Source organism: Pseudomonas sp. NFPP12 (assembly GCF_900103205.1).
Lineage (GTDB): Bacteria > Pseudomonadota > Gammaproteobacteria > Pseudomonadales > Pseudomonadaceae > Aquipseudomonas > Aquipseudomonas protegens.
Genome location: NZ_FMWW01000005.1, coordinates 38,450 through 63,759, shown reverse-complemented (window position 1 = coordinate 63,759; position 25,310 = coordinate 38,450). Strand labels below are relative to the sequence as shown.

The window sequence follows — 25,310 nt, the reverse complement described above, 5'->3', positions numbered from 1 at the left end:
GTTTCGAGTGTAGACGGGCTATGGGGTGGGGAAAGAAGGACGGGCTGCAAAAAGCAAAACCCCCAGCTGGGCTGGGGGTCTTGGGCTTACTCGTCGAGGAAGGAGCGCAGATGCTCGCTTCGCGTCGGGTGGCGCAGCTTGCGCAGCGCCTTGGCTTCGATCTGGCGGATCCGCTCACGGGTCACATCGAACTGCTTACCGACTTCCTCGAGGGTATGGTCGGTATTCATGTCGATGCCGAAGCGCATGCGCAGTACCTTGGCTTCACGGGCAGTGAGGCCGGAGAGTACTTCGCGAGTTGCTTCCTTCAGGCTCTCAACCGTGGCGACATCGATTGGCGACTGCATGGTCGAGTCTTCGATGAAGTCGCCCAGATGGGAGTCTTCGTCATCACCGATCGGGGTTTCCATGGAGATCGGCTCTTTGGCGATCTTCAATACCTTGCGGATCTTGTCCTCAGGCATTTCCATGCGTTCGCCCAGCTCTTCCGGAGTCGGTTCGCGACCCATTTCCTGCAGCATCTGCCGGGAAATACGGTTGAGCTTGTTGATCGTCTCGATCATGTGCACCGGAATACGGATGGTGCGGGCCTGGTCGGCGATCGAGCGAGTGATCGCCTGACGGATCCACCAGGTGGCATAAGTCGAGAACTTGTAGCCGCGACGGTATTCGAACTTGTCCACCGCTTTCATCAAGCCGATGTTGCCTTCCTGGATCAGGTCGAGGAACTGCAGGCCACGGTTGGTGTACTTCTTGGCGATGGAGATCACCAGACGCAGGTTGGCTTCAACCATCTCTTTCTTCGCGCGGCGGGCCTTGGCCTCACCGATCGACATGCGACGGTTGATGTCCTTGATCTCGGCGATCTTCAAGCCGGTTTCGACTTCAAGAGCGGTCAGCTTCTGCTGGCAACGGATGATGTCCGGCTGCAGGCGGGCGATGGCTTCGGCGTACTTGCTCTTGCCTTTGGCCAGGGCGTCGGTCCAGCTTTCATCCACTTCGTTGCCCGGGAACTGGCGCAGGAAGTCGGCACGTGGCATGCGGGCATCACGCACGCAGAGCTGCATGATGGCGCGTTCCTGCTGGCGCAGGCGATCCAGGGCACTGCGTACACGTTCAACCAGGCCTTCGAATTGCTTCGGAACCAGTTTGATCGGCATGAACAGTTCAGCCAGGGCCAGCATTTCGGCGATGGCTTGCTTGTTCTCGCGGCCGTGTTTCTTCAGCGCCTTGCGGGTGACTTCCATCTGGTCGGCGACGGCGCCAAAGCGCTGTGCGGCGATGACCGGATCCGGACCGCTTTCGGCTTCTTCTTCGTCTTCGGTCGCTTCCGCTTCTTCGTCTTCGCTGTCGTCATCCGCTTTCGCGGTCTTGGTGTCGACAGGCGGTGGCACTTCGGCGGCAGGCGGCGTAATGCCGTCATCCGGGTCGATGTACCCGCTGAGAACGTCGGACAGGCGTCCACCTTCGGTGGTGACGCGAGTGTACTCGGAGAGGATGTGATCAACCGTGCCAGGGAAGTGCGCGATTGCGCCCATCACTTCACGGATACCCTCTTCGATACGCTTGGCGATTTCGATTTCGCCTTCACGTGTGAGCAGCTCTACCGTGCCCATTTCGCGCATGTACATGCGCACTGGGTCGGTAGTGCGACCAATGTCGGTTTCCACAGCCGCCAACGCTGCGGCGGCTTCTTCAGCTGCTGCTTCGTCGGTATCGGCTTCGGCCAACAAAAGGGCATCCGCATCCGGAGCACTCTCGAATACGTTGATCCCCATGTCGTTGATCATGCGGATGATGTCTTCCACCTGTTCCGGATCTGAAATATCCTCCGGCAGGTGGTCGTTGACCTCCGCGTAAGTCAGGTAACCCTGCTCACGTCCACGGCTGATCAACTCTTTGAGGCGAGACTGCTGTTGCGCTTTTCCGGACATAACACCCTATCCACTGAAGGTCTTGGCGGGCAAAAAACAAGCCGAGGATTATACCCGAGCTATGACCTCACGCGCCAGTTGAGGTCGGGTTTGATGCGGGAACATTGCGTTTTAGAAGCTCAACCAGCTGTTTTTTCTCTTCGCTGCTGAGCTCGCTTTGACGCGATTTCCTGAGAAGTTGCTCTAAAACACGCTCGCGTTGGCGAGCTGACAAACTATTAATGGTGTCGAAAAACTGTTGTTCAAGGTTATCTCCGTCGATCAGCCATTCTTTTTCCGCCAATGCGGTGAGCAGATGCCCTTGCTGGGTGCCGTGCCAGCGCGCCATCAATTGATGAATAGAGCGTAGCTTAGGATTTTTCTGCACGGCTTCGATCAGAGCCACCAGCAACTGGGTATTGGTGTTGTCGTCATCGGCAAAATGCCCGGCATCTTCAACTTTTTCTGCCAGTTGAGGGTGATGCAGCAAAGTGCGCAAGGCTGAAAGGGTCGGCGGTTCCACTGCAGCGGGAATGCGCGGGCCGCGTGGTTGGTCGCGGTCGCCCTGGCGCTTGCCCTTGCCGTTCTTGTCCCAGGGTTTGTTTTCCCACTTCTTGCCGCCGGCATTTTTCTTTGGCGTCCACTCTTGTTGTGGGGCGTACGCCTCCTGATGCGGCTCATGGTAGTCGGCGTAATCCGGCATCGCGTCGTAATCGATGCCTGCGTCGTAGGCGGGTGGCGCTTCGGGCGGTGCGCTGTGGGCCAGTTGGTTGACCGTTTCGTTGGTCAGGCCGGTGATTTCGCTCAGGCGCTGGCGCATCAGGGTGCGCAGGTTGGCCCCGGGGATCTTCTCGATCAGGGGCGCGGCCAGGGTCGCCAGATGGGCCTTGCCTTCCAGTGAGCGCGGATCGGCTTCATCGATCAGTTGCTGGAAAAAGTAATCGGCCAGCGGCTGTGCGTGCTGGTTGATTCGAGCGCGGAAGGCATCGGTGCCTTCGGAGCGGACCAGGGTATCCGGATCTTCGCCTTCGGGAAGGAACAGAAAGCGCGCGCGGCGCCCGTCCTGCAAGCAGGTCAGGGTCGCCTCCAGGGCGCGCCAGGCGGCCTTGCGCCCAGCCTGGTCACCGTCGAAGCAGAACAGTACGTTGGGTACGATGCGGAACAGGCGCTTGAGGTGTTCTTCGCTGGTGGCGGTACCCAGGGTGGCCACGGCATTGCGCAGGCCTTGCTGGGCCAGGGCGATGACGTCCATGTAGCCCTCGACAACGATGATTTCGTCGAGGTTGCGGTTGTTCTTGCGGGCTTCAAACAGGCCGTAGAGTTCCTGGCCCTTGTGAAAGACCGGGGTCTCCGGAGAGTTCAGGTATTTGGGCTTATCGTCCCCCAGAACCCGGCCACCGAAGGCGATGATTCGACCGCGAGTGTCGCGGATCGGGAACATCACCCGGTCGCGAAAGCGGTCATAGCGCTTGCCGGTCTCGGCGTTCTCGATCAGCAGGCCGGCATCGATCATGGCTTTCTGCTGCAGGGTGTCGCTGCTCAGGTGTTTGAACAGGTTGTCCCAGCCAGGCGGAGCGAAGCCCAGGCCGAAGTCCCGGGCGATCTCGCCGGTAAGGCCGCGCCCCTTCAGGTAGTCGACCGCAGCCTTGCGCGCTGGATGGCTTTTCAGGGCCTGGCGGTAGTAGTCGGCGGCGGCGGTGAGCAGCGGATACAGCGGTGAGTCGGTGGGTTGCCGAGGCTTGCGCTGGCCGCGGCTGCTCTCTTCGCGGGGGATTTCCATGCCAGCCGCCTTCGCCAGTTCCTCGACGGCCTGGGGAAAGTCCAGGTTGTCGTGGTCCATGATGAAGCCGAGGGCGTTCCCGCCTGCGCCGCAGCCGAAGCAGTAGTAGAACTGCTTGTCGGGGCTGACGCTGAAGGAGGGGGTCTTTTCCTTGTGGAAGGGGCAGCAGGCGGTGTAGTTCTTGCCGGCTTTCTTGATTTGCAGGCGTGAACTGACGACATCGACGATGTCGGTGCGGTTCAGAAGGTCGTCAATAAAGCTCTGGGGAATAAGCCCGGCCATGGCGTTCTCGTCATCACTGCGCGCAAAGATAGCCCTGGCGACACTGTCGAAAGCTCAGGTGGCGGCCAAGCGTGAGGTTACGCGGCTCGACCCTGGTTTTCGGCGTGATCGCAGTCGGGAAGTGTATCTGCCGAACGTCCACTGACGTTAGTTTCAATCAGTATTCGACTATTTGAAGATGTCGCGCTGAGTCCGACAGTGGCTTTGGGCGGGCCTCGGATAGCTCATTAAGCGGGCGCTGGAGAAGGGCGCCTTGGGCTGATCGTCTGTAGGAATCAGAAAAGGGTGTGCTCGTCAGTAGCCTTGGAAGGCTCGTCAGAAAAGACGTGCACCGCTGGCAAGAAGCCAGGTCTGACGTGGTGAAGCAGAATCGTCTGGGTCGCATGGGCGGCTTCGACGGTGAAGCATCAAGCGTATTCCGCAAATGCCATTAGCCCGGCTGAGGGCCGGGCTTGGCAGAAGCTTGCAACGAACGTCTGTGTATTAGTACAGACGTACGGCGCGGCGCTGTTCGCGCTGAACTTTCTTGGCGTGACGCTTAACAGCAGCAGCTGCTTTGCGCTTACGCTCAGAAGTCGGCTTCTCGTAAAATTCGCGGCTACGAACTTCAGCCAGAACACCGGCTTTTTCGCAGGAGCGCTTGAAACGACGCAGAGCTACGTCGAAGGGTTCGTTCTCTTTAACTTTGACGGCTGGCATCCAGAGCTACCTTCATTCATTACCGGGGTCAACGTTCTCGTCGCAAAAATCGCGGCTGAGGTCGTCGGTTTTTAAGGGTTGCGGATGTTAACCCCTCAACGCTCGGAATGCAAAGCCTCTGATCGAAAACCGCTGGTCGGGCGCGGGAGTGGCGACTATTATGCGCGCCTTCGAATTCAGCCTCTACAAGGCGCAAACCCATGCTAGTACTGGGATTAGAAACGTCCTGCGACGAAACCGGCGTCGCGTTATACGACAGTGAGCGGGGCCTGCTGGCCGATGCGCTGTTCAGCCAGATCGACCTGCATCGCGCCTACGGTGGCGTGGTGCCGGAGCTGGCCTCCCGGGATCACGTCAAGCGCATGCTGCCCTTGATCCGCCAGGTGCTGGCCGAGGCCGACTGCGTGCCTACCGAGATCGACGCGATTGCCTACACCGCTGGCCCCGGCCTTGTCGGTGCCTTGCTGGTGGGGGCTTCCTGCGCCCAGGCGCTGGCCTTTGCCTGGGGCATTCCAGCCCTGGGCGTGCACCATATGGAGGGCCACCTGCTGGCGCCGATGCTGGAGGAGCAACCTCCGCAATTCCCGTTCGTCGCTTTGTTGGTGTCCGGTGGTCATACCCAGTTGGTTCGGGTCGATGGTATCGGCCAATACGAGTTGTTGGGCGAGACCCTGGATGACGCCGCAGGCGAGGCATTCGACAAGACGGCGAAGATGATCGGCCTGAATTATCCGGGCGGCCCCGAGATTGCGCGCCTGGCGACTCAGGGCGTAGCGGGGCGCTTTGTCTTTCCGCGGCCGATGACCGATCGCCCGGGGCTGGATTTCAGCTTCAGCGGCTTGAAAACCTTCGCCTTGAACACCTGGCAGCAGTGCGTCAGCGCTGGAGACGACGGCGAGCAAACCCGTTGCGACATCTCCCTCGCGTTCCAGCAGGCGGTGGTGGAGACTCTGACCATCAAATGCAAGCGTGCCTTGAAGCAGACCGGTCTCAAACGTCTGGTTATTGCGGGAGGTGTAAGTGCCAACAAGGCATTGCGCGCTTCGCTGGAAAAGATGCTGGCTGAAATGAAGGGCAATGTGTTCTACGCCCGTCCCGAGTTCTGCACCGACAACGGAGCGATGATCGCCTTTGCCGGTTGCCAGCGCTTGCAGGCCGGGCAGCAGGAAAGCCTGGCGATCAGCGTACAGGCGCGTTGGCCGATGGAGCAGTTGTCAGCTCTCTGATTTCATGCGGGGAGGCTCGGGCTGAGGCCTTTACATCTGAGGGATTCAAAAATGCCGTTCGCGCCCGGCAAACAGGTCGCGTAAATTGCCGCGGTGGCGCCAGACGATCAGCAGTGTCAGCACGCTCATCGGCAATAGCGCCTCCGGTTCCTGCCAGGCCAGCAGTGGCAAGGTCAGGGGGGTGGCGATCAGCGCGGCCAGTGAACTGGTACGAGTGAGATAGAAGGTTAGCGCCCAGGCGGCGATGGCCAGCAGCGCGGCCGGGGGGTAGAGCCCCAGCAGCATGCCGGCGGCGGTGGCGACACCCTTGCCGCCGCGGAAGCGGAAGTACAGTGGAAACAGATGGCCGAGGACGGCATAGAGCCCCACCCAGGCCTGTTGTTGCAGGGACAAGCCCGCGAGGTGGGCGATCAGCACAGGTGCCAGGCCTTTGCACAGGTCTCCCAGCAGGGTCAGGACTGCGAGTTTCTTGCCGGCCAGGCGCAGCATGTTGGTGGCGCCGGCATTACCCGAACCACTCATTCGCGGGTCGGGATTACCCGTAAGGCGGCTGAGCAAAATGGCGAAGGACAGAGAGCCGAGCAGGTAGGCGAAAATCGCCAGTAACCAAAACATGCTAACTATTCCGGGCGAGGAAGCCCTGATTCTAACGGCGCATTGCGCCCTTGTCGTGCTGCGGAGAAGAGTGCTTGGACAGAGTGTTTATCGAAGGGCTGGAAGTGGACACCGTGATTGGTGCCTACGACTGGGAGCGCGGCATCCGACAGTGCCTGCGTCTTGATCTGAGCTTTGCCTGGGACAATCGCCCGGCAGCTGCTGGAGATGATCTGACGCTGGCATTGGACTATGCCAGTGTCTCCACCCGGATCCAGGCGTTTGCCGAGCATGCCCAGTACCAGTTGGTGGAAACCTTTGCCGAGCGCCTTGCCGAGGTTCTGATGAATGAATTTCACATCCCTTGGTTGCGCTTGAAACTGACCAAGCCTGGCGCCGTTCCGGCTGCCTCGGGTGTGGGTGTGGAGATCGAGCGCGGATGTCGCTGACTCAGGTGTATCTGGGGCTCGGTAGCAATATCGAGCGTGAAGTTCATCTGCGGGCCGGGCTCGATGCCCTGGCCGGTTTTCTGGTGGATATGCGTTGCTCGCCGGTGTTCGAAAGCCAGCCGGTGGGGATCAAGAGCGGCCCGTTTTTCAACTTGGTGGTGACGGCTTTTACCGACTTGCCTCTGACCGAGCTGGACCGGCGCCTGAAGTTCATCGAGGCCGATAACGGCCGTTATGCCCCTGATCGGAGGGGCCTGCCGCTGGATATCGATGTATTGCTCTACGGTGAACTGACCGGCAATTTCGATGGCCTGATCTTGCCCCGGGCAGAGATTCTGAAGAACGCCTTCGTGCTTTGGCCGCTGTCGCTGATGGCGCCCGAGCGGGTGCATCCGCTGGCGGGCAAGAGCCTCGGGGCGCTCTGGGCTGAGGCGCAGATCGATCAGGTGCTGGCCCCGGTCGCCTTCGAATGGCGGGGTATGCAATTGACCCCTCCAGACCTGTAGCTACCCTCGGCTAATCGCGGACCAGGCGGGGCGGTCCGCGACTCACTCAAGGCGCGTGTTGTTCCTTGTAGGCCTTGATGGCCTTCAGTCGCTCCAGCCTTAGTGCCTCGCCCAGTTGCGGCCCCTTGAACCCCTGTTCCAGCAAGGGTTGAACCGCAACCTTGCGCGCCGCCTCGGCGGCTCCTCGCAGATAATCGGCCTGTGGATAAGGCCGCGACTCCAGCCCAAGACGGCCGCGAGCATCCATTTCGCATGCCGCTATGAACTCTTCGAAACGCTGTGGGCGTCGGAACACGTCGAAACTTTGCAATAGTTCCAGGAGTGTCGAGGCCTTGAGTTCCAGCGCCTTGTGGCCGTGGGTATGGTACTGGCCCACCAGCAGTGCCAGCTCCTGGCATTCCCGGGGCGCCTTGAAGCGTTCATTGACCGCCTTGATCAGTTCCAGGCCTGTGCGCTCATGGCCAATGTGCCGTGGCCACTCCTCCTCGGGTGTCAGCCCCTTGCCAAGGTCGTGGAGCAGGCAGGCCCAGCGCACGCTGAGGGGTTGCTGATGCAACGCGGCTTGCAGCAGAACGCTGAGGGTGTGCGCGCCGGTGTCTATCTCCGGGTGGTGGACCGGGGGCTGAGGTACGCCGAACAGTGCGTCGATTTCGGGCATCAGCACCGCCAGCGCGCCGCAGTCGCGCAATACCTGGATAAAGACCTGGGGCTGATCCTCCATCAGGGCGCGAGATATCTCTTTCCAGCTGCGTTCGGCCGTCAGGGCCTGAAGCTCACCGGATTCACTGAGTTCGCGCATCAGCTCGAGTGTCTCTGGCGCCACGCGAAAACCCAGCCCGGCGTAGCGGGCGGCGAAGCGGGCGACCCGCAGTACTCGCAGGGGATCTTCGGCGAATGCCGGGGAAACGTGGCGCAATAGCCGCTCTTCAAGGTCCTTCTGGCCGTTGTAGGGATCGGTGAGGCGGCCCTGTTCATCTTCGGCCATGGCGTTGATGGTCAGGTCGCGACGGATCAGGTCCTCTTCCAAGGTGACTTCCGGGCTGGCATGGAAGGTGAAACCGCCATAACCCCGCCCACTCTTGCGCTCGGTGCGGGCCAGGGCATATTCCTCGCCGCTCTTGGGGTGCAGGAACACCGGGAAGTCTGCGCCCACGGGGCGAAAGCCCTTGGCGAGCATCTCCTCTGCGCTGGCACCCACTACCACCCAGTCGATATCGGTAACCGGCCTGCCCAGCAGGCGATCACGCACGGCGCCGCCGACTTTGTAAATCCGCATAAAAAAACCTCCGTTAGCGCGACAGGATAACCCTTGTATCGCGCATCCGGAGGCTTGTTATCGGGCTTAAAGGTGGATAACCGCCAGGTCCAGGCGACCGTAGTCGTTTTCGTTGTGATCGCTCTTTGGCGGTACGTGGTGGGTTTTCATCACCTGATCGCCCTGCAGGGTTTCCAGGTGAATGTCGAAGCCCCAGAGGCGGTGCAGGTGCTTGAGCACTTCGTCGGTGGAATCCCCCAGGGGTTTACGGTCGTGTTGCTGATGACGCAGGGTCAAGGAGCGGTCGCCCCGGCGGTCGATGCTCCAGATCTGCACGTTGGGTTCGCGGTTGCCCAGGTTGTATTGCGCGGCCAGGGTTTCACGGATGATCCGGTAGCCGCTTTCATCATGGATTGCCGGTACCAGCAGGTCGTCCTTCTGGTCGTCGTCCATGATGCTGAACAGCTTGAGATCGCGGATGACCTTGGGCGACAGGTACTGCAGGATGAAGCTCTCGTCCTTGAAGCTGCTCATGGCGAACTTGATGCTCGACAGCCAGTCGGTGCCGGCCAGTTCCGGGAACCAGCGCCGGTCCTCTTCCGTGGGCTCCTCGCAGATGCGTCGGATGTCGCGGTACATGGCAAAGCCCAGGGCATAGGGGTTGATGCCGTTGTAGTAGGGGCTGTCGAAGCCTGGCTGGAATACCACGCTGGTATGGGAGGTGAGGAATTCCATCATGAAGCCATCGGTGACCAGGCCCTCGTCGTACAGATCGTTCATCAAGGTGTAGTGCCAGAAGGTAGCCCAGCCTTCGTTCATCACCTGGGTCTGGCGTTGCGGGTAGAAGTACTGGGCGATCTTGCGCACGATGCGCACGATCTCGCGCTGCCAGGGCTCCAGCAGTGGCGCGTGTTTTTCGATGAAATAGAGGATGTTTTCCTGAGGTTCGGCGGGGAAGCGCGCATTGTCCTTGTCGCTGTACTTGTCCGCGCCCTTGGGAATGGTGCGCCACAGGTCGTTGATCTGTTTCTGCAGGTGTTCCTCCCGGTCTTTCTGCCGGCGCCGTTCTTCCTCGGCGGAAATCGGGTAGGGCCGCTTGTAGCGGTCGACACCGTAGTTCATCAAGGCATGGCAGGAGTCCAGCAGATCTTCCACGGCATCGATGCCATGGCGCTCCTCGCATTGCATGATGTACTGCTTGGCGAACACCAGGTAGTCGATGATCGAGCTGGCATCGGTCCAGGTGCGGAACAGGTAGTTGCCCTTGAAGAAGCTGTTGTGGCCATAGCAGGCGTGAGCCACCACCAGCGCCTGCATGCAGATGGTGTTCTCTTCCATCAGATAGGCAATGCAAGGGTCGGAGTTGATGACGATTTCGTAGGCCAGGCCCATCTGGCCCCGGCTGTAGGATTTTTCGGTGCTGAGGAAGTGCTTGCCGTAGGACCAGTGGTGATAGCCCAGGGGCATGCCCACCGAGGCATAGGCGTCCATCATCTGCTCGGCGGTGATCACTTCGATCTGGTTGGGGTAGGTGTCCAGGGCATAGCGGGCCGCGATACGGCTGATTTCACGGTCGTAGGCCTGGATCAGCTCGAAGGTCCATTCCGAGCCGGTGGAGATGGGTTGGCGCTTCTGCTCTCTGGCGGTCATGTCACTAACCTGCGCTGGAAGAGTTCACGGAAGACCGGATAGATGTCTCCGGCCGAAACCAGTTGCTGCTGGGCGAATGTATCGGAAAAGGCCTCGGCGATGCGTTCGTACTCGAACCACAGGGCCTGGTGCTCCCGCGGAGTGATTTCCACGTAGGTGTAGTACTGCACGAACGGCATGATCTGGTTGATCAGGATGTCGCGGCAGATCGGCGAGTCGTCGTTCCAGTTGTCGCCATCGGAGGCCTGGGCGGCGTAGATGTTCCACTCGTTGCTCGGGTAGCGTTCGGCCATGATCTCCTGCATCAGCTTCAGGGCGCTGGAGACGATGGTGCCGCCGGTTTCCCGGGAATAGAAGAATTCCTCTTCGTCCACTTCCCGGGCACTGGTGTGGTGGCGGATGAACACGACGTCGATCTTGTCGTAGTTGCGCTTGAGGAACAGGTACAGAAGGATGAAGAAACGCTTGGCGATGTCCTTGGTGGCCTGGGTCATGGAGCCGGAAACGTCCATCAGGCAGAACATCACCGCCTTGGAGCTGGGGTTGGGCTGTTTCACCAGCAGGTTGTACTTGAGGTCGAAGGTGTCGAGGAAGGGCACGCGGTGAATCCGGGCACTCAGGCGCTCGATTTCCGCCTCAAGCTCCTGGATATCACCGAAATTGTCCGGTTCTTCCCGCTTCAGGCGCGCCAGTTCTTCCTTGGCTTCGCGCAGCTTGGCCCGGCTGCTGCCGGACAAGGCAATGCGCCGAGCGTGGGCCGAACGCAAGGTACGGATGATATTGATCCGAGCCGGGTTGCCTTCGTTGCTGATCCCGGCTCGTACGGTCTTGAAGGTGTCGGTGCCGGTCAGGTTGCGTTTCACCAGGTTGGGCAGTTCCAGGTCCTCGAACATGAATTCGAGGAATTCCTCCTGGGTGATCTGGAACACGAACTCGTCCATGCCTTCGCCGGAATTGCCGGCCTTGCCCCGGCCGCCACCGCCCCCACCGCCGCCTTGAGGCCTGGCAATGTGCTCGCCGGCAGTGAATTCCTTGTTGCCTGGGTGAACCACGGTCTGCTTGCCGCCACGGCCGTGGTGCAGCACCGGCTCGTCGATATCCCGCCCGGGAATGCTGATTTGCTCGCCATGCTCCATGTCGGTGATGGAGCGCCGGCTAACCGCCTCTTCGACGGCCTTTTTAATGTGGTCACGGTAGCGCCGCAGAAACCGCTGGCGGTTTACCGTGCTCTTGTTCTTGCCATTGAGACGTCGGTCGATCACATAGCTCATGGGCCCCTCCGGGGAGCTTCAAGACATAAGCTTCAAGCGGTAGGCAGCGTTGCAGCAGAGCCCGCAAGGGCTCTACGGCAAGGTGCCCGCAGCTTGGGGCTAGAAGCTTGCAGCTGCTTTACTGCGACTTTCTGACCCGCAGATACCATTCGGATAGCAGCCGTACCTGTTTGTCGGTGTAGCCGCGCTCGACCATTCGTGTGACGAAGTCGTTGTGCTTCTGCTGATCCTCCTTGCTCGCCTTGGCGTTGAAGCTGATGACCGGCAACAGGTCCTCGGTGTTGGAGAACATTTTCTTCTCGATGACCACCCGCAGCTTCTCGTAGCTGAGCCAGGTGGGGTTCTTGCCGTTGTTGTTGGCCCGGGCGCGCAGGACGAAATTGACGATTTCGTTGCGGAAATCTTTCGGGTTGCTGATCCCGGCCGGTTTTTCGATCTTTTCCAGTTCCTCGTTGAGGGCCACGCGATTGAGGATTTCGCCGGTCTCCGGATCGCGGTATTCCTGATCCTGGATCCAGAAGTCCGCATAGAGCACGTAGCGGTCGAAGATGTTCTGGCCGTACTCGCTGTAGGACTCGAGGTAGGCGGTCTGGATCTCCTTGCCGATGAATTCGATGTAGCGCGGTGCCAGGTATTCCTTGAGGAAGCGCAGGTAGCGCTCGCGGGTTTCTGCCTGGAACTGCTCTTGCTCGATCTGCTGTTCCAGCACGTACAGCAGGTGCACCGGGTTCGCCGCCACTTCGTGAGGGTCGAAGTTGAAGACCTTCGACAGGATCTTGAAGGCAAAGCGAGTCGACAGCCCGTTCATCCCCTCATCGACGCCGGCGCTGTCACGGTATTCCTGGATCGACTTGGCCTTGGGATCGGTGTCCTTGAGGTTTTCGCCGTCATACACCCGCATCTTCGAGTAGATGTTGGAGTTCTCCGGCTCCTTGAGGCGCGAAAGCACGGTGAACTGCGCCAGCATCTTCAGGGTGTCGGGGGCGCAGTGGGCCTTGGCCAGGGAGCTGTTGAACAGCAGCTTGTCGTAGATCTTCACCTCATCGGTGACCCGCAGGCAGTACGGCACCTTGACGATATAGATCCGGTCGATGAAGGCTTCGTTGTTCTTGTTGTTGCGGAAGGTGTGCCATTCCGACTCGTTGGAGTGGGCCAGCAGAATGCCGGTAAACGGAATCGCCCCCAGGCCCTCGGTGCTGTTGTAGTTGCCTTCCTGCGTCGCGGTCAGCAGTGGGTGCAGCACCTTGATCGGTGCCTTGAACATTTCGACGAATTCCATCAGGCCCTGGTTGGCCCGGCACAGTGCCCCGGAGTAGCTGTAGGCGTCGGCGTCGTTCTGGGGGAATTCTTCCAGCTTGCGGATATCCACCTTGCCCACGAGGGCCGAGATGTCCTGGTTGTTCTCATCCCCAGGCTCGGTCTTGGCCACGGCAATCTGGTTGAGGATCGACGGATAGAGTTTCACCACCCGGAACTGGCTGATGTCGCCGCCGAACTCCGACAGGCGCTTGGTGGCCCAGGGCGACATGATGGTGTTGAGGTAACGCCGGGGAATGCCGAAGTCTTCTTCGAGAATCGCGCCATCTTCCGTGGCGTTGAACAAGCCCAGCGGTGATTCGAAGACCGGAGAGCCCTTGATGGCGTAGAAGGGCACTTTCTCGATCAGTTGCTTGAGTTTCTCGGCGAGGGAGGATTTACCACCGCCCACCGGCCCCAGCAGATAGAGGATCTGTTTCTTTTCTTCCAGGCCCTGAGCGGCATGACGGAAGTAGGAGACGATCTGATCGATGCATTCTTCCATGCCATGGAAGTCTTCGAACGCCGGATAGCGGCGAATCACTTTGTTGGAGAAGATTCGCGACAGCCTCGAATTGGTCGAGGTATCCAGCAATTCGGGCTCGCCGATGGCCAGCAGCAGGCGCTCGGCGGCCGAGGCGTAGGCGCTTCGATCCTTCTTGCACAGCTCCAGGTATTCCTGCAGCGAAAACTCTTCCTGGCGTGTGGATTCGAAGCGTTGTTGGAAGTGGCTAAAAATACTCATGACGTCACCTCGCTCGATACGTGGAGCCGGCGTCGGATCAGTCAGTCAAGTGCTGGCATGCAGCTGAGTTTCCAGCTGCTGTTTACCCCCCAGAACACTTTCAAAGCTATCGACCTTGAAAGCTAGTACCGATGACCCGCTCGCCGGTGTACCGGCTCTCCCCTGATTTGGATGGCCTGAGGCTAAGGATAGTTCGGAATCCGGGAGGTCAAGGCGAGATGGGGAATTAGTTGCCCGCTACCGTTCGTCTGGTACTGCGTCAGCCCGCGTCGTACGCGGGCTAGAGCGTCGGAAAAAAATTATTCAGGGTTGCCCTGAGCGGTTTCCGCCGGATAAGTGCTGCGCCACAGTTCGAAGCCGCCATCCAGGCTGTAGACGTCGGAAAAGCCCTGGCTGACCAGGTAGGCCGCCGCGCTCTGGCTCGAGTTTCCGTGATAGCAAACCACTACCAGCGGAGCGTCGAGGTCAGCAGCGCGGATGAAGTCGGAAATGGAGTGATTGTCCAGGTGTTGCGAGCCACTGATGTGGTTTAGTGCGTAGGTTTGCGGATCGCGGATGTCCACCACCACGGCACCTTGCTCGCGCAGTGCCTGGGCCTGTTCTGGGGGGATGCGTTTGAATTCGCTCATGGCGGGCTCCTGGAGCTTGATAATCAGCGCCGGCTAGCGCTTTGCCGGTGCCGGCAGGGGGTCGGGGGAAAGAGCGGCGGTGCGGCCCTGGGCATCGCATTCGCAGGTCAGGCGTACGCCGCTATCGACATTCAGCAGGGTCATGGCCCCGCCCCAGACGCAGCCGCTGTCCAGGGCGAAGATGCCGGGCTCGTTGCAATGGCCTTCCAGGGCTGCCCAGTGGCCGAAGATGATCTTCAGGTCCCGGGTCTTGCGCTCCTTGTGGCTGAACCAGGGGGCGTAGCCCGGTGGTGCGGTGTCCAGGCCCTCCTTGCTCTTGAGGTCCAGCTTGCCGTCGCTGGTACAGAAGCGCATGCGGGTGAAGTAGTTGGTGATGACCCGCAGGCGGGTCACGCCTTTGAGATCACTGTCCCATTTCGCTGGATCATTGCCATACATGCCGTCCAGGAAGGGGTCGAAGAGGTTGTCGTCGCGCAACGCTTCTTCGACTTCGGCGGCACATTTCTGGGCTTTCTTCAGCGACCACTGGGGGGCTATGCCGGCGTGGACCATGGCGATGTTGCGGGCTTCGTCGTAATGCATCAGCTTCTGCTGGCGCAGCCACTGCAAGAGCTCCTCGCAATCGGGAGCCTCCAGGATCTCGCGCAGAGTGTCGGATTTCTTCAGGCGCTCGACGTTGCGCCAGACGGCCAGCAGGTGCAGGTCGTGATTGCCCAGCACGCAGACCAGCGAGTCGCGGATCGAATACAGGTAGCGCAGGGTTTCCAGCGACTGCGGGCCACGGTTGACCAGGTCGCCCACCAGCCACAGGCGATCCCGTGCGGGATCGAAGGCTACTTGTTCAAGCAGGCATTGCAGAGGTTCCAGGCAGCCTTGCAGGTCGCCGACGGCGTAGGTCGCCATCAGTGCAAGGCTCCGGGCACGGCCAGGCGGAAGGGCGCAATGACGGCGTCGAACTGTTTGCCATCCTCGGCGAGCATCTGATAGCTGCCCTGCATGTTGCCAACCCGGGTGGTCATTACCGTGCCGCTGCTGTAGGTGTGGCTTTTGCCTGCGGCGATCAGCGGTTGCTGGCCCACCACGCCGGCACCACGGACCTCTTCGACATGCCCGTCGCCATCGGTGATCACCCAGTGCCGGGACAGCAGCTTGGCTGGAAGGGAGCCATTGTTCTGCACGGTGATGGTGTAGGCGAAAGCGAAGCGGTTCTGCTCGGGTTGCGATTGGTCTGCCAGAAAGCGAGTGACGACGCTGACGTCGACCTGGTAACGAGGATCGGACATGCAAGAGGCCTTTAAAGCAAAGCGGGACGCGGGACAGGACTGATGGAGGTCAGTCTAGGTCAAGTATCGGGTAGTAGACCAGACATCCTGTCTGGCGTCCTACCCGATATCAACCGAGGGCGTTTCAGTCGGTGGCGGGCTTGGGCTGGCCTGCCAGCTGATCGGCCAGGCGCACGAAGGCGGCCAGGTCCAGTTGCTCGGGACGCAGGCTGCCGTCGACGCCGGCGGCCTCGATCTCGGCGCTGCTGAGCAGTGCCTTGAGGGTGTTGCGCAGGGTCTTGCGGCGCTGGTTGAAGGCTTCGCGCACGATGCGCTCCAGCAGGCGATGATCCTTGGCCGGGTGTGGCAGTACCGCGTGGGGCACCAGGCGCACGATCGCCGAGTCGACTTTTGGCGGCGGATTGAAGGCGCCCGGGCCGACATTGAACAGGTGCTCCACACGGCAGTGATACTGGACCATGATCGACAGGCGGCCCCAATCACCACCGCCAGGGCCGGCAGCCAGGCGTTCGACCACTTCCTTTTGCAGCATGAAGTGCATGTCGCGGATCAGTCCGGCGTTCTGCAGCAGGTGGAAGATCAGCGGAGTAGAGATGTTGTAGGGCAGGTTGCCGACCACCCGCAGGCTGCCTGGCGCTGCGCCCAGGGTGTTGAAGTCGAACTTCAGGGCGTCGCCCTGGTGCAGGTTGAAGTTGCTCTTGCCGGCGAACTGCTGGTTGAGGATCGGGATCAGGTCCTTGTCCAGTTCCACCACGTCCAGCTGGGCGCCGCTGCCCAGCAGGCCCTCGGTCAGGGCGCCCTGGCCCGGGCCGATTTCCAGCATGCGGTCCTCGGGCTTGGCGTGGATGGACCGCAGGATGCGGTCGATGACGCCAGCGTCATGCAGGAAGTTCTGGCCGAAGCGCTTGCGCGCCCGGTGTTGGTATTGCTCGGTCATATACGGTTCTCGGCCATCTGGTAGGCGGTTTCCAGGGCGACCTGCAGGCTGCCGGTGTCGATCTTGCCGCTGCCGGCCAGGTCCAGGGCGGTGCCGTGGTCGACGGAGGTGCGGATGATCGGCAAGCCGAGCGTCACGTTGACGGCTGCGCCGAAGCCTTTGTATTTCAGCACAGGCAAGCCTTGGTCGTGGTACATCGCCAGCACTGCGTCGCAGTGCTCCAGATATTTGGGGGTAAACAGAGTGTCGGCAGGCAACGGACCGCGCAGGTCCATGCCTTCGGTGCGCAGGCGCTCTAGGGTAGGTTCGATGATGTCGATTTCTTCGCGGCCCAGGTGACCGCCTTCACCGGCGTGGGGGTTGAGCCCGCAGACCAGGATGCGTGGCCGGGCGATGCCGAACTTGTGCTGCAGGTCGGCATGCAGGATCCGCGTGACCCGCTCCAGGCGCTCGACAGTGATGGCGTCGGCGATTTCCCGCAAGGGCAGGTGGGTGGTTACCAGCGCCACGCGCAGACCGTGGGTGGCCAGCATCATCACCACTTGCTCGGTGTGGGTCAGGTCGGCGAGGAATTCGGTATGGCCGGAAAAGGCGATTCCGGAATCGTTGATCACGCCTTTGTGCACGGGGGCGGTGATCATGCCGGCAAAGTGCCCGTCCAGGCAGCCCTGGCCGGCGCGAGTCAGGGTTTGCAGGACAAAAGCCGCATTGGCCTGGTCCAGCTGGCCGCTGATCACAGGTTTGGCCAGGGGCGTGTCCCAGACATACAGGCTGTTCGCCGGGGCGGGTTCAGTCGGCAGTTGCTCCAGGGTTACCGGCAGCAGATCGACGGCCACGCCCAGTTGCGCGGCCCGCTCGAGGAGCAGGTCGCGGCTGGTAATGGCAATCAGGGGATGAGGCTGGGGTTGCGAAGCGAGCAGCAGGCACAGGTCAGGACCTATACCCGCCGGCTCGCCGGGTGTCAGAGCGAAACGTCTGGGTTTCACTGTGCGGCCTGTTCAGCGCCGGGCAGCTTGATTTCGACGTAGGCCTCGTCACGGATCTGCCGCAACCAGGTCTGCAGTTCTTCGTCGTACTTGCGGTTACGCAGGACGGTCATGGCTTGCTGTTCGCGGGCCTGGCTGGTGCTGTCGGTGGCGCGACGGCCAAGGACTTCCAGTACGTGCCAGCCGTAAGGGCTCTTGAAGGGCTTGGACAGTTGACCTTGTGGGGTCTTGGCCATCACTTCGCGGAATTCCGGCACCAGGGCGTTCGGGTCGATCCAGTTGAGGTCGCCGCCGTTGAGGGCGGAGCCAGGGTCTTCCGAGTAGCTTTTCGCCAGTTCGGCGAAGTCTTCGCCGGCCTCGATGCGATCGTAGAGTTTCTGCGCCAGGCGCTTGGTCTCTTCTTCGCTGCGAATTTCGCTTGGCTTGATCAGGATATGACGCACGTGCACTTCGTCACGCACCTGATTACCGCCGCCCCGTTTGTCCAGCAGCTTGAGGATGATGAAGCCGCCAGGGGTACGGGCCGGTTGGGTAATGTCACCCACGGCCATGGCGCTCAGTTCGCGATCGAATGGAGGGGGCAGTTGAGCCGCTTTGCGCCAGCCCATGTCGCCGCCTTCCAGAGCGTTGTCGCTGCCGGAGCGGGCGATTGCCAGCTGGGCGAAGTCCGCACCCTGCTTGAGCTGCTGGTACACCTCCATGGCCTGGCGGGCAGCACTCTGAATGGCTTCGGAGTTGGCGCTTTCCGGGGTCGGGATCAGGATATTGGCCAGGTGCAGTTCTTCGGAGAGCTGCATCTTGCCCAGGTCCGAGGCCAGGAAGTTCTTCACTTCCTGTTCCGATACCTGGATGCGTTCGGCCACACGGCGCTGGCGCACACGGCTGATGATCATCTCGCGGCGAACCTGGTCACGGGCGTCCTCATAAGAGAGACCATCGTGGGCCAGGGCGGCACGGAATTGCTCGATGCTCATGCTGTTGCGCTGGGCAATGGTGCCGATCGCCTGGTTCAGTTCTTCATCGGTGATGCGGATGCCGGAGCGTTCGCCAATCTGCAGTTGCAGGTTTTCAACGATCAGGCGTTCCAGAACCTGTTGCTCCAGGACGCTGGTAGGCGGTACGCCACCGCCACGCTTGGCGATGGTTTGCTGGACTTCGTGAACCCGCTGGTCCAACTGGCTCTGCATGACCACGTCGTTGTCGACGATGGCCACGACCTTGTCGATGGACTGTACTGCGGCGCTGGCCGCAGTACTCAGGAACAGCGCGCCCAGCATCAGCGGGCGCAGACAATCAGAAAGCTTGGTCTTCACGTTCACGATAACCTTGGATGCCTTTGTCGAGGAAGCTCTCTACTTTGGTGCCCATGACGCCACCGAGACCCTTCAGAACAATTTGGAGGAAGATGCCGCGGTCGCCTTTCTCGTTCTCAGGAGCGTTCTGACTGAACTCGTCATACTTGACCCAGTAACGGCTGATCAGGCGCAGTTTCCAGCAGCAGTTGTCGTATTCGAAACCACCGAAGGCCTCGAGCGTGCGGTTACGGTTGTAGTCGTACTGCCAACGGCTGATGGCGTTCCATTGCGGCACGATCGGCCAGATCACCGAGAAGTCATGCTGCTGGATCTTGTAGTAGTCCTTCACGTAGCCCGGAGTGCCCGGAGTGCCGTAGTCGCCACCCATTTTCCAGGTACCGCTGTTCTGGTCGTAGCGAATCTGGTCGTTGCGATAGCGATAGCCGGCGTTGACCACCTTGTTCGGGTTGTCTTCAGGCTGATAGTGGAACATCGCACTGCCGGAACGCGGGCTGTGGCTATCCGGATCCCAGTTGTACTCGGCGTTGGCACGCCAGTCGCGGTTGAAACGGTATTCGTACTCAAGGGCGTAAGGCGAGACGTTGGAGGTGGCGTCGGCGCGGGTACGGTAGTCGATACCGGGCAACTGAACGGTGCGGTCCTTGAAGTACATGGCCTGGCCTACGCTTACGCGCTGGCGCTGGAAGCCGTTGTCTTCGATCCAGCGACTGGTTACACCCAGGGACAGTTTGTTTTCGTCGCCGACACGGTCAGAACCCGAGAAACGGTTGTCCCGAAACAATGACGCGTAGTTAAAGGTGGGTTCGCCAGTATCGAATACCGGGATGTCCTTCTGATCTTCTTCAGGAACGTAGAGGTAGAAAGCACGCGGCTCCAGGGTCTGACGATAGTTCTTGCCAAACCATTGGGTGTCCCGGTCGAAATACAGACCGCCATCGACGCTGGCGATTGGCACACCACGATTTTGCGAGCTCTTGTACGACTCGCCCAAGGCAGCGGCTCTGTTCCTGTTGATGACCAAGTCGTTTTTGCCTTGGGCATCCAGATCAAGATTGTACTGGGTGTACATGTACTTCAAGGACGGCGTCAGGTAACCGTAGCTCCAGTTCAGCGGCAGGCTGACACCAGGCTTGAGATTCAGACGGTCGCCGTTGGCACGGGCCAGGCCAGCCACGTTAGTATCCAGGCGCGGATTGCCTACCAAGCCGGTAAGCGGGTCAATAGGCCCGCCATCCTTATCGGTGTAATTACCTTTCAGCAGATCCCGCTCAAACCGAACCAGCTCGGTCTCATAGGTGAAATCCAGACCTTGCGGATGGTACGGCAGCGCGCCGTTGAAGGTGATTTGCGGCAGCTTGTTGTACGGAGTGATGTTGGACACGCTGGCCAGTTCGTACGCCTGCACGTTCAGGCGTGCGGTGTAGTCGTCGCCACGGTAGGTCACGGCGCCTTGCTGGTTGACGTAATCGGTAGACTTCACGCCGATCTGATCGGTTTCCAGGTCCTGGAAGTAGTACGGATCACTGATCTTGGTGTAGTCGACTTCGGTCATCAGACGCTGATCAAGCCCGCCCTTGTGCTGCCAGTTGAGCATGTAGCGGGTTTTTTCGTAGTCGGTCTGCTTCTTGCGATCGGTGTCGTCGTCGTTGAGGTACGCGGCGCCGAACTGACCCTCGCTGCTCTTGGTCAGGTAGCGGAACTCGCCTTCCATCAACAGGCCGCGCTTGGCCATGTAGCGTGGGTACAACGTGGCGTCGTAGTTGGGCGCCAGGTTGAAGTAGTAGGGGGTAACTAGCATGAAGCCGGTGTCGCTGCTGGTGCCGATGCTCGGTGGCAGGAAGCCGGACTGGCGCCGATCGTCGATCGGGAAGTAGATATACGGGGTGTAGAGCACCGGAATATCTTTGACCCGAAGGGTCACGTTGGTCGCGGTACCGAAGCCGGTGGCCGGGTTCAAGGTGATGTTGTTGCCCTTGAGCTGCCAGGCGTTGCTGTTCGGTTCGCACGTGGTGTAAGTACCATCCTTGAGGCGGATGATGGCGTTTTCCGCACGCTTGGCGTACAGCGCATTACCGCGGACGCGGGATTTGTGCAGAACGTACTCGGCGTTGTCGACCTTGGCTTCACCAGTGTCCAGCTGGACGTCGGCGTGGTCGCCTACCAGCAGCGCGCCATTGTCGCGTACGCGTACGTTGCCGCTTAGTTCGCCGCGGTTCTCGGCCTGGTACAGGCTGGCCTCGTCGGCCTCGACCTGCATGCTGCCCTGGCGCATGACCACGTCACCGGCCAGGGTCGCCACCTGTTCTTCCTGCTGATAGCGGGAAGCCTTGGCGCCGATAAAGGTCGGAGCGTCACTTTTATTCGTCTTGTCATTCATGCCAGGACGAATCGGTTCGATATAGGAACCAGAGCAGTAAGGACCGGTCTCGGCCAATTGAGCTGCGGTGAGCTTCTCGCGCGGTACCCAGTCGAGGTGGCTGTAGTCCGCACTGCGGGACTTCAGGCCACGGCCCTTGGCCTCGGTCACCAGCTTCGACTTGTCGCCGCTGGCTTCTTCGCCCGTAGCATCGGCTGCCGTAGCGACGCTGGAGCTGACCGAGTTGGCGTCGTGGACCGGGCGCGGCGGCAGTTGGGCGGCGCTGGTTTTCGGCGCACAGGCCCAGCCACCCGAAGCAGAGACTGAGCAGTCATACTGTTCCGCGGCGACCACGAAGGAAGTGGCTAGAGGTTGCAGGGCCAGCAAACTGCCGGTAACCAGCAACGGAAATTTTTTACGAAACGCGGGGGATTTCAATGCCATCTTATTAGTCCGGGCTTCCTGCGTGCCATCTGCCCGCGGTGTGGGCCGCACGCCTCTCGATGGTCTGAAAAAGATGCTGGATAATAAAGCATGACCCGCTTGACGGCTAGCGCCGTCGGAGACCCTTGTAATGCCTGACCAAGATGTACGCTTGCAACACCTGAAAGTTTGGCTCGATGAGCAGTTGGCGATTGTTTATGCAGCACAGGGCTGGGGTGAAGTGCCCCCGGCAACATTGACCGCAGCCAGCAGCGACGCGAGTTTCCGTCGTTATTTCCGTTGGCAGGGCGCGGGTCGCAGCTTCGTGGTGATGGACGCTCCGCCCCCCCAGGAAAACTGCAAACCCTTCGTGGATATCGCCCGTTTACTGGCGACTTGCGGCATCAACGTGCCGAAAATTTATGCAGAAGATTTGCCTCGCGGCTTCCTGTTGCTCAATGACCTGGGCAATCAGACCTACCTGGAAGTGATCAACGAACATAATGCCGACGCACTGTTCGAGGACGCATTCCAGGCCTTGCTGGCCTTCCAGCAGTTGCCGATGGACGCGCCCCTGCCCAGTTACGACGTGGCCCTGCTGCGCCGTGAGCTGGAGCTGTTCCCCGAGTGGTACATCGGCCGTGAGCTGGGCATCAGCCTGAGTCCGCAGCAGCGCGAGCAATGGCAGCGTGCCAGCGACCTGCTGATCGACAGCGCCCTGGCGCAACCCAAGGTGCTGGTGCACCGCGACTATATGCCACGCAACCTGATGCACAGCGAACCGAACCCCGGCGTGCTGGACTTCCAGGATGCGGTCTACGGCCCGGTGACCTATGACGTGACCTGTCTGTTCAAGGATGCCTTCCTCAGTTGGCCGGAGTCCCGGGTACAAGGCTGGCTGAGCCAGTACTGGCACCAGGCGCGGGCGCGGGGAATCCCGGTGCAGGACGACTTTGACGAGTTTCTGCGGGCCAGCGACCTGATGGGCGTGCAGCGTCACCTCAAGGTGATCGGTATCTTCTCGCGGATTTGCCACCGCGATGGCAAGCCGCGCTACCTGGCCGACGTGCCGCGCTTCTTTGCTTACATAGAGGCGGTGACGTCCCGACGCCCCGAGCTTGCAGAGCTGTCGCAACTGCTGCTCAGCTTGCGCCAGCCGGCGGGAGCCCATGCATGAAGGCGATGATCCTGGCAGCCGGCAAGGGCGAGCGCATGCGCCCCCTGACCCTGACCACTCCCAAACCTTTGCTGCCTGTAGCGGGCATGCCGCTGATCGAGTACCACCTGCGGGCCCTGGCGGCGGCAGGTTTTCGCGACATCGTCATCAACCATGCCTGGCTCGGCCAGCATATCGAGGATGCCCTCGGCGATGGTCAGCGCTGGGGCCTGAACATTCAGTATTCGGCCGAAGGCCAGCCGCTGGAAACCGGCGGCGGGATTTTCCAGGCATTGCCCTTGTTGGGGGACGCGCCGTTCCTGGTGGTCAATGGCGATATCTGGACCGACTACGATTTTGCCGCCTTGCGCCGGCCCCTGGCCGGGATGGCTCATCTGGTGATGGTGGACAACCCGCCGCACCACCCCAGTGGTGGCGACTTCTGCCTGGTAAACGGCCAGTTGCACGACCGCCAGCCAGGCGCAGCGGCGCTCACGTTCAGCGGCATATCGGTGCTGCATCCGCGGTTATTCCAGGGTTGTGTTGCCGGTCCGTTCAAGCTGGCGCCGCTATTGCGCGAAGCCATGGCCCAAGGCCAGGTCAGTGGCGAACATATGCAGGGGCACTGGATCGATGTCGGCACCGTCGAACGTCTGGCCCAGGTTGAACACTTGCTGCAAGCGAGTCGCTGATATGTGGTGGCCAGGGACTCTGATCGGAGCCGGAGCTGGATTTGCAATCGCCAGTATTCCGGGGGCCATGCTCGGTGCGTTGCTGGGGCAGGCGCTGGACCGGCGCCTGCAACTGCACAGCTGGGCGCAGGTGCGTGAACGTCTGGGCGGTCGCCCGGCGTTGCGCAATGATGAATTGCTGTTCGTGCTGCTGGGGCGGCTGGCCAAGAGTGATGGCCGGGTGATGGACGGGCATATCCAGCAGGCGCGCCAGGAAATGCGCTCGCTGGAGATGAACGATGCGGCCCAGCGGCGGGCGATTGCCGCGTTCAATCGCGGCAAGTCGGGCAATGACCGTCTGCGCGGCTATCTGCGTCGCCTCGCGACCCAGCCCCATGCCGCCGAAGGCGTGCTGCGGGCCTGTTGGCGCATGGTCTGGGCCGACGGCCGGGTCGGGCCGGCGGAGCGCGAACTGATCCAGCTCTGGGGCAAATGGCTGGGCTGGACCCGTGAGCAGGTGCAGGCGCTGGCGCAGGACTACGGTCCGGCGAGGAAGTCACTGGCCGAAGGCGCCCTGACTTATCAAGAGGCGCTGCGCCTGTTGGGGGTTGCAGCTACCAGCGAGCCGGCGCAGATCAAGCGGGCCTATCGGCGCCTGCTCAGTCGCCATCACCCGGACAAGATCGCCGGCAACGGCGCCAGCGAGGCACAGGTGCGTGAGGCTACGGAAAAGACCCGGGAGCTGCACAGCGCCTATGCCCTGATACGCCAGCGCCGGGAATTCCGCTGAGGGTGCAGGCCGCGATTGCCGCTGCGGCAGTCGCGGCCTGTGGGCTCAGCTATCGGTGTTCTGAGGGTTCAACCAACCGCGTACCCGGCGGAACAGCTGCTCTTGCTGGGCGGTGTTGTTGCCGGGCAGGGCCTTGAGGGGAATCTGGCTGAAGTTCGAGTGCTTCAGGCGCTTGCTCGCTTGCAGTCGCTCCAGGGCGGCTTTTTGCGCCAGAGGCTTGTCGACATAGAAGAAGTCGGCAGTGGCCAGCTTCAACGTAGGCGTGATCTCCACCAGTTGCGGTTTGCCATTGGCCGGGGACTGGGCTGCTACCATCACCAGCTTCTGTACCTGGGCCGGCTGTTTCTCGCTGAGGTAGCGTGCGGCCCAGTAGGCACCCGTACCATGACCCAGGAGCACGATACTGCGGGCGTTCTGCTGTTCGGCAAAGGCCAGGGCAGCATCGACGCGGGTGAAGATGCGCTCGGCATCCGCCTTGACCTGCTCTTCCGTGCTTTCTGCTACTACCCGGTCGGCCACGTCGGCTTCGCCGCCAGCGACCTGCTCGATCGGCTTGGCCTCGGTGCTGGCATCCTTGGCGGTGTTGGCCTTGTCCGTAGGGGCCGGTGCGGCTTCGACCACCCGTGGTTGCGCGGCCTCGCTGAGCATGTCGGGCAGGGTCAGGCTCAGGCTGGCCCACTCGGTGTCCGGCAATTTGTTGCGCAAAGGTGCAATGGCTTGCGGCCAGTCAGCGGTTTCACCCGCTCCCGGGAGGATAATCACCACGCCCTTGGGGTCGCTGGTGTTGGCCGGCTTCCACAGGGCCAGGAAGGTATCGCCGCCGGCTTGCAGTTGCTGCTGTTCCAGGGCGGGCAACTGGCGCTCCAGGGCGGCGGCGTCTTCCTGGCTACGCTCAGGCAGGGGTTGGCGTTGCGCCGGTTGTTCCTCGGGAGTCTTGGTTTCTGGAGCCGGGTCGGCAGCTTGCACAGAAAAGGTCCAGGGCAGGATCAGCGACAGGCACAATGCGGGCAGTGCCGAGCGGTGGACAAGGGGCATCGGATATTCCAGGCCAGAAGTAATTCCGGCAGCCTAATGGGTTGGTCAGTATTTGTCAGGGT

General features: G+C 61.0%; 22 protein-coding genes. 6 read left to right on the top strand and 16 right to left on the bottom strand.

Going from position 1 to position 25,310, the window contains the following annotated elements:
• Positions 1 to 86: 86 nt before the first annotated feature.
• The 3 genes from rpoD to rpsU all read right to left on the bottom strand — a co-directional run bounded on the left by rpoD (position 87) and on the right by rpsU (position 4,674).
• Positions 87 to 1,934 carry an RNA polymerase sigma factor RpoD gene (gene rpoD, locus BLS75_RS21415; protein WP_011063840.1) on the bottom strand — a complete coding sequence of 616 codons (1,848 nt, stop codon included), beginning with the start codon at positions 1,932 to 1,934 and terminating at the stop codon, positions 87 to 89.
• Positions 1,935 to 2,001: 67 nt separating this feature from the next.
• On the bottom strand, positions 2,002 to 3,975 hold the full coding sequence (gene dnaG / locus BLS75_RS21410) for a DNA primase (RefSeq protein WP_019094980.1): 1,974 nt from the start codon (positions 3,973 to 3,975) through the stop codon (positions 2,002 to 2,004).
• 483 nt (positions 3,976 to 4,458) lie between these two features.
• Complete coding sequence (gene rpsU / locus BLS75_RS21405; RefSeq protein WP_002551877.1) at positions 4,459 to 4,674, bottom strand: 30S ribosomal protein S21; 216 nt, start codon at positions 4,672 to 4,674, stop codon at positions 4,459 to 4,461.
• Positions 4,675 to 4,874: 200 nt separating this feature from the next.
• Here rpsU and tsaD point away from each other — a divergent pair, with 200 nt between their 5' ends.
• Complete coding sequence (tsaD, locus tag BLS75_RS21400; RefSeq protein ID WP_011063838.1) at positions 4,875 to 5,900, top strand: tRNA (adenosine(37)-N6)-threonylcarbamoyltransferase complex transferase subunit TsaD; 1,026 nt, start codon at positions 4,875 to 4,877, stop codon at positions 5,898 to 5,900.
• Positions 5,901 to 5,945: 45 nt separating this feature from the next.
• Here tsaD and plsY read toward each other — a convergent pair whose 3' ends face one another.
• Positions 5,946 to 6,515 carry a glycerol-3-phosphate 1-O-acyltransferase PlsY gene (plsY, locus tag BLS75_RS21395; protein WP_011063837.1) on the bottom strand — a complete coding sequence of 190 codons (570 nt, stop codon included), beginning with the start codon at positions 6,513 to 6,515 and terminating at the stop codon, positions 5,946 to 5,948.
• 74 nt (positions 6,516 to 6,589) lie between these two features.
• On the opposite strand from plsY, the gene folB reads away from it, so the two are divergent.
• Complete coding sequence (gene folB, locus BLS75_RS21390; protein WP_011063836.1) at positions 6,590 to 6,943, top strand: dihydroneopterin aldolase; 354 nt, start codon at positions 6,590 to 6,592, stop codon at positions 6,941 to 6,943.
• On the top strand, positions 6,934 to 7,449 hold the full coding sequence (gene folK / locus BLS75_RS21385) for a 2-amino-4-hydroxy-6-hydroxymethyldihydropteridine diphosphokinase (RefSeq protein WP_072451747.1): 516 nt from the start codon (positions 6,934 to 6,936) through the stop codon (positions 7,447 to 7,449). Before folB ends, folK begins: the two co-directional genes overlap by 10 nt.
• A gap of 46 nt (positions 7,450 to 7,495) precedes the next feature.
• On the opposite strand, the gene BLS75_RS21380 is transcribed toward folK, so the two are convergent.
• From BLS75_RS21380 to BLS75_RS21330, 11 genes are all read right to left on the bottom strand, one after another.
• Positions 7,496 to 8,725: a multifunctional CCA addition/repair protein gene (locus BLS75_RS21380; protein WP_065365134.1), complete on the bottom strand. Its 1,230-nt coding sequence runs from the start codon at positions 8,723 to 8,725 to the stop codon at positions 7,496 to 7,498.
• A gap of 66 nt (positions 8,726 to 8,791) precedes the next feature.
• Complete coding sequence (locus BLS75_RS21375) at positions 8,792 to 10,354, bottom strand: SpoVR family protein (protein ID WP_011063833.1); 1,563 nt, start codon at positions 10,352 to 10,354, stop codon at positions 8,792 to 8,794.
• Positions 10,351 to 11,625: a YeaH/YhbH family protein gene (locus BLS75_RS21370; protein ID WP_011063832.1), complete on the bottom strand. Its 1,275-nt coding sequence runs from the start codon at positions 11,623 to 11,625 to the stop codon at positions 10,351 to 10,353. Before BLS75_RS21370 ends, BLS75_RS21375 begins: the two co-directional genes overlap by 4 nt.
• A gap of 118 nt (positions 11,626 to 11,743) precedes the next feature.
• Positions 11,744 to 13,666 (bottom strand): PrkA family serine protein kinase, encoded by a 1,923-nt coding sequence (locus BLS75_RS21365; protein ID WP_011063831.1) that lies wholly within the window; start codon positions 13,664 to 13,666, stop codon positions 11,744 to 11,746.
• 299 nt (positions 13,667 to 13,965) lie between these two features.
• Positions 13,966 to 14,295: a thiosulfate sulfurtransferase GlpE gene (gene glpE, locus BLS75_RS21360; protein ID WP_011063830.1), complete on the bottom strand. Its 330-nt coding sequence runs from the start codon at positions 14,293 to 14,295 to the stop codon at positions 13,966 to 13,968.
• A gap of 33 nt (positions 14,296 to 14,328) precedes the next feature.
• Positions 14,329 to 15,198, bottom strand: coding sequence for a symmetrical bis(5'-nucleosyl)-tetraphosphatase (locus BLS75_RS21355; protein ID WP_072451746.1), 870 nt, complete (start codon positions 15,196 to 15,198; stop codon positions 14,329 to 14,331).
• Positions 15,198 to 15,578 (bottom strand): Co2+/Mg2+ efflux protein ApaG, encoded by a 381-nt coding sequence (gene apaG / locus BLS75_RS21350; RefSeq protein ID WP_011063828.1) that lies wholly within the window; start codon positions 15,576 to 15,578, stop codon positions 15,198 to 15,200. The genes BLS75_RS21355 and apaG overlap by 1 nt, the downstream gene beginning before the upstream one ends.
• A gap of 124 nt (positions 15,579 to 15,702) precedes the next feature.
• Positions 15,703 to 16,515 carry a 16S rRNA (adenine(1518)-N(6)/adenine(1519)-N(6))-dimethyltransferase RsmA gene (gene rsmA, locus BLS75_RS21345; protein ID WP_019094977.1) on the bottom strand — a complete coding sequence of 271 codons (813 nt, stop codon included), beginning with the start codon at positions 16,513 to 16,515 and terminating at the stop codon, positions 15,703 to 15,705.
• A complete protein-coding gene (gene pdxA / locus BLS75_RS21340) occupies positions 16,512 to 17,501 on the bottom strand; it encodes a 4-hydroxythreonine-4-phosphate dehydrogenase PdxA (protein WP_015637252.1) in 990 nt (329 codons plus the stop codon). The genes rsmA and pdxA overlap by 4 nt, the downstream gene beginning before the upstream one ends.
• Complete coding sequence (surA, locus tag BLS75_RS21335) at positions 17,498 to 18,814, bottom strand: peptidylprolyl isomerase SurA (protein ID WP_036997049.1); 1,317 nt, start codon at positions 18,812 to 18,814, stop codon at positions 17,498 to 17,500. Before surA ends, pdxA begins: the two co-directional genes overlap by 4 nt.
• Positions 18,795 to 21,617: an LPS-assembly protein LptD gene (locus BLS75_RS21330; protein ID WP_072451745.1), complete on the bottom strand. Its 2,823-nt coding sequence runs from the start codon at positions 21,615 to 21,617 to the stop codon at positions 18,795 to 18,797. Before BLS75_RS21330 ends, surA begins: the two co-directional genes overlap by 20 nt.
• Positions 21,618 to 21,747: 130 nt before the next feature.
• Between BLS75_RS21330 and BLS75_RS21325 the strand changes: the two genes are divergently transcribed.
• The 3 genes from BLS75_RS21325 to BLS75_RS21315 are packed head-to-tail and all read left to right on the top strand — an operon-like array spanning position 21,748 to position 24,213.
• On the top strand, positions 21,748 to 22,773 hold the full coding sequence (locus BLS75_RS21325; protein ID WP_072451744.1) for an aminoglycoside phosphotransferase family protein: 1,026 nt from the start codon (positions 21,748 to 21,750) through the stop codon (positions 22,771 to 22,773).
• Complete coding sequence (gene murU, locus BLS75_RS21320) at positions 22,770 to 23,444, top strand: N-acetylmuramate alpha-1-phosphate uridylyltransferase MurU (RefSeq protein WP_072451743.1); 675 nt, start codon at positions 22,770 to 22,772, stop codon at positions 23,442 to 23,444. Before BLS75_RS21325 ends, murU begins: the two co-directional genes overlap by 4 nt.
• A 1-nt stretch (position 23,445) precedes the next feature.
• On the top strand, positions 23,446 to 24,213 hold the full coding sequence (locus tag BLS75_RS21315) for a TerB family tellurite resistance protein (RefSeq protein ID WP_072451742.1): 768 nt from the start codon (positions 23,446 to 23,448) through the stop codon (positions 24,211 to 24,213).
• A gap of 45 nt (positions 24,214 to 24,258) precedes the next feature.
• Here BLS75_RS21315 and BLS75_RS21310 read toward each other — a convergent pair whose 3' ends face one another.
• A complete protein-coding gene (locus BLS75_RS21310; protein ID WP_065365139.1) occupies positions 24,259 to 25,248 on the bottom strand; it encodes an alpha/beta hydrolase family protein in 990 nt (329 codons plus the stop codon).
• Positions 25,249 to 25,310 lie beyond the last annotated feature (62 nt).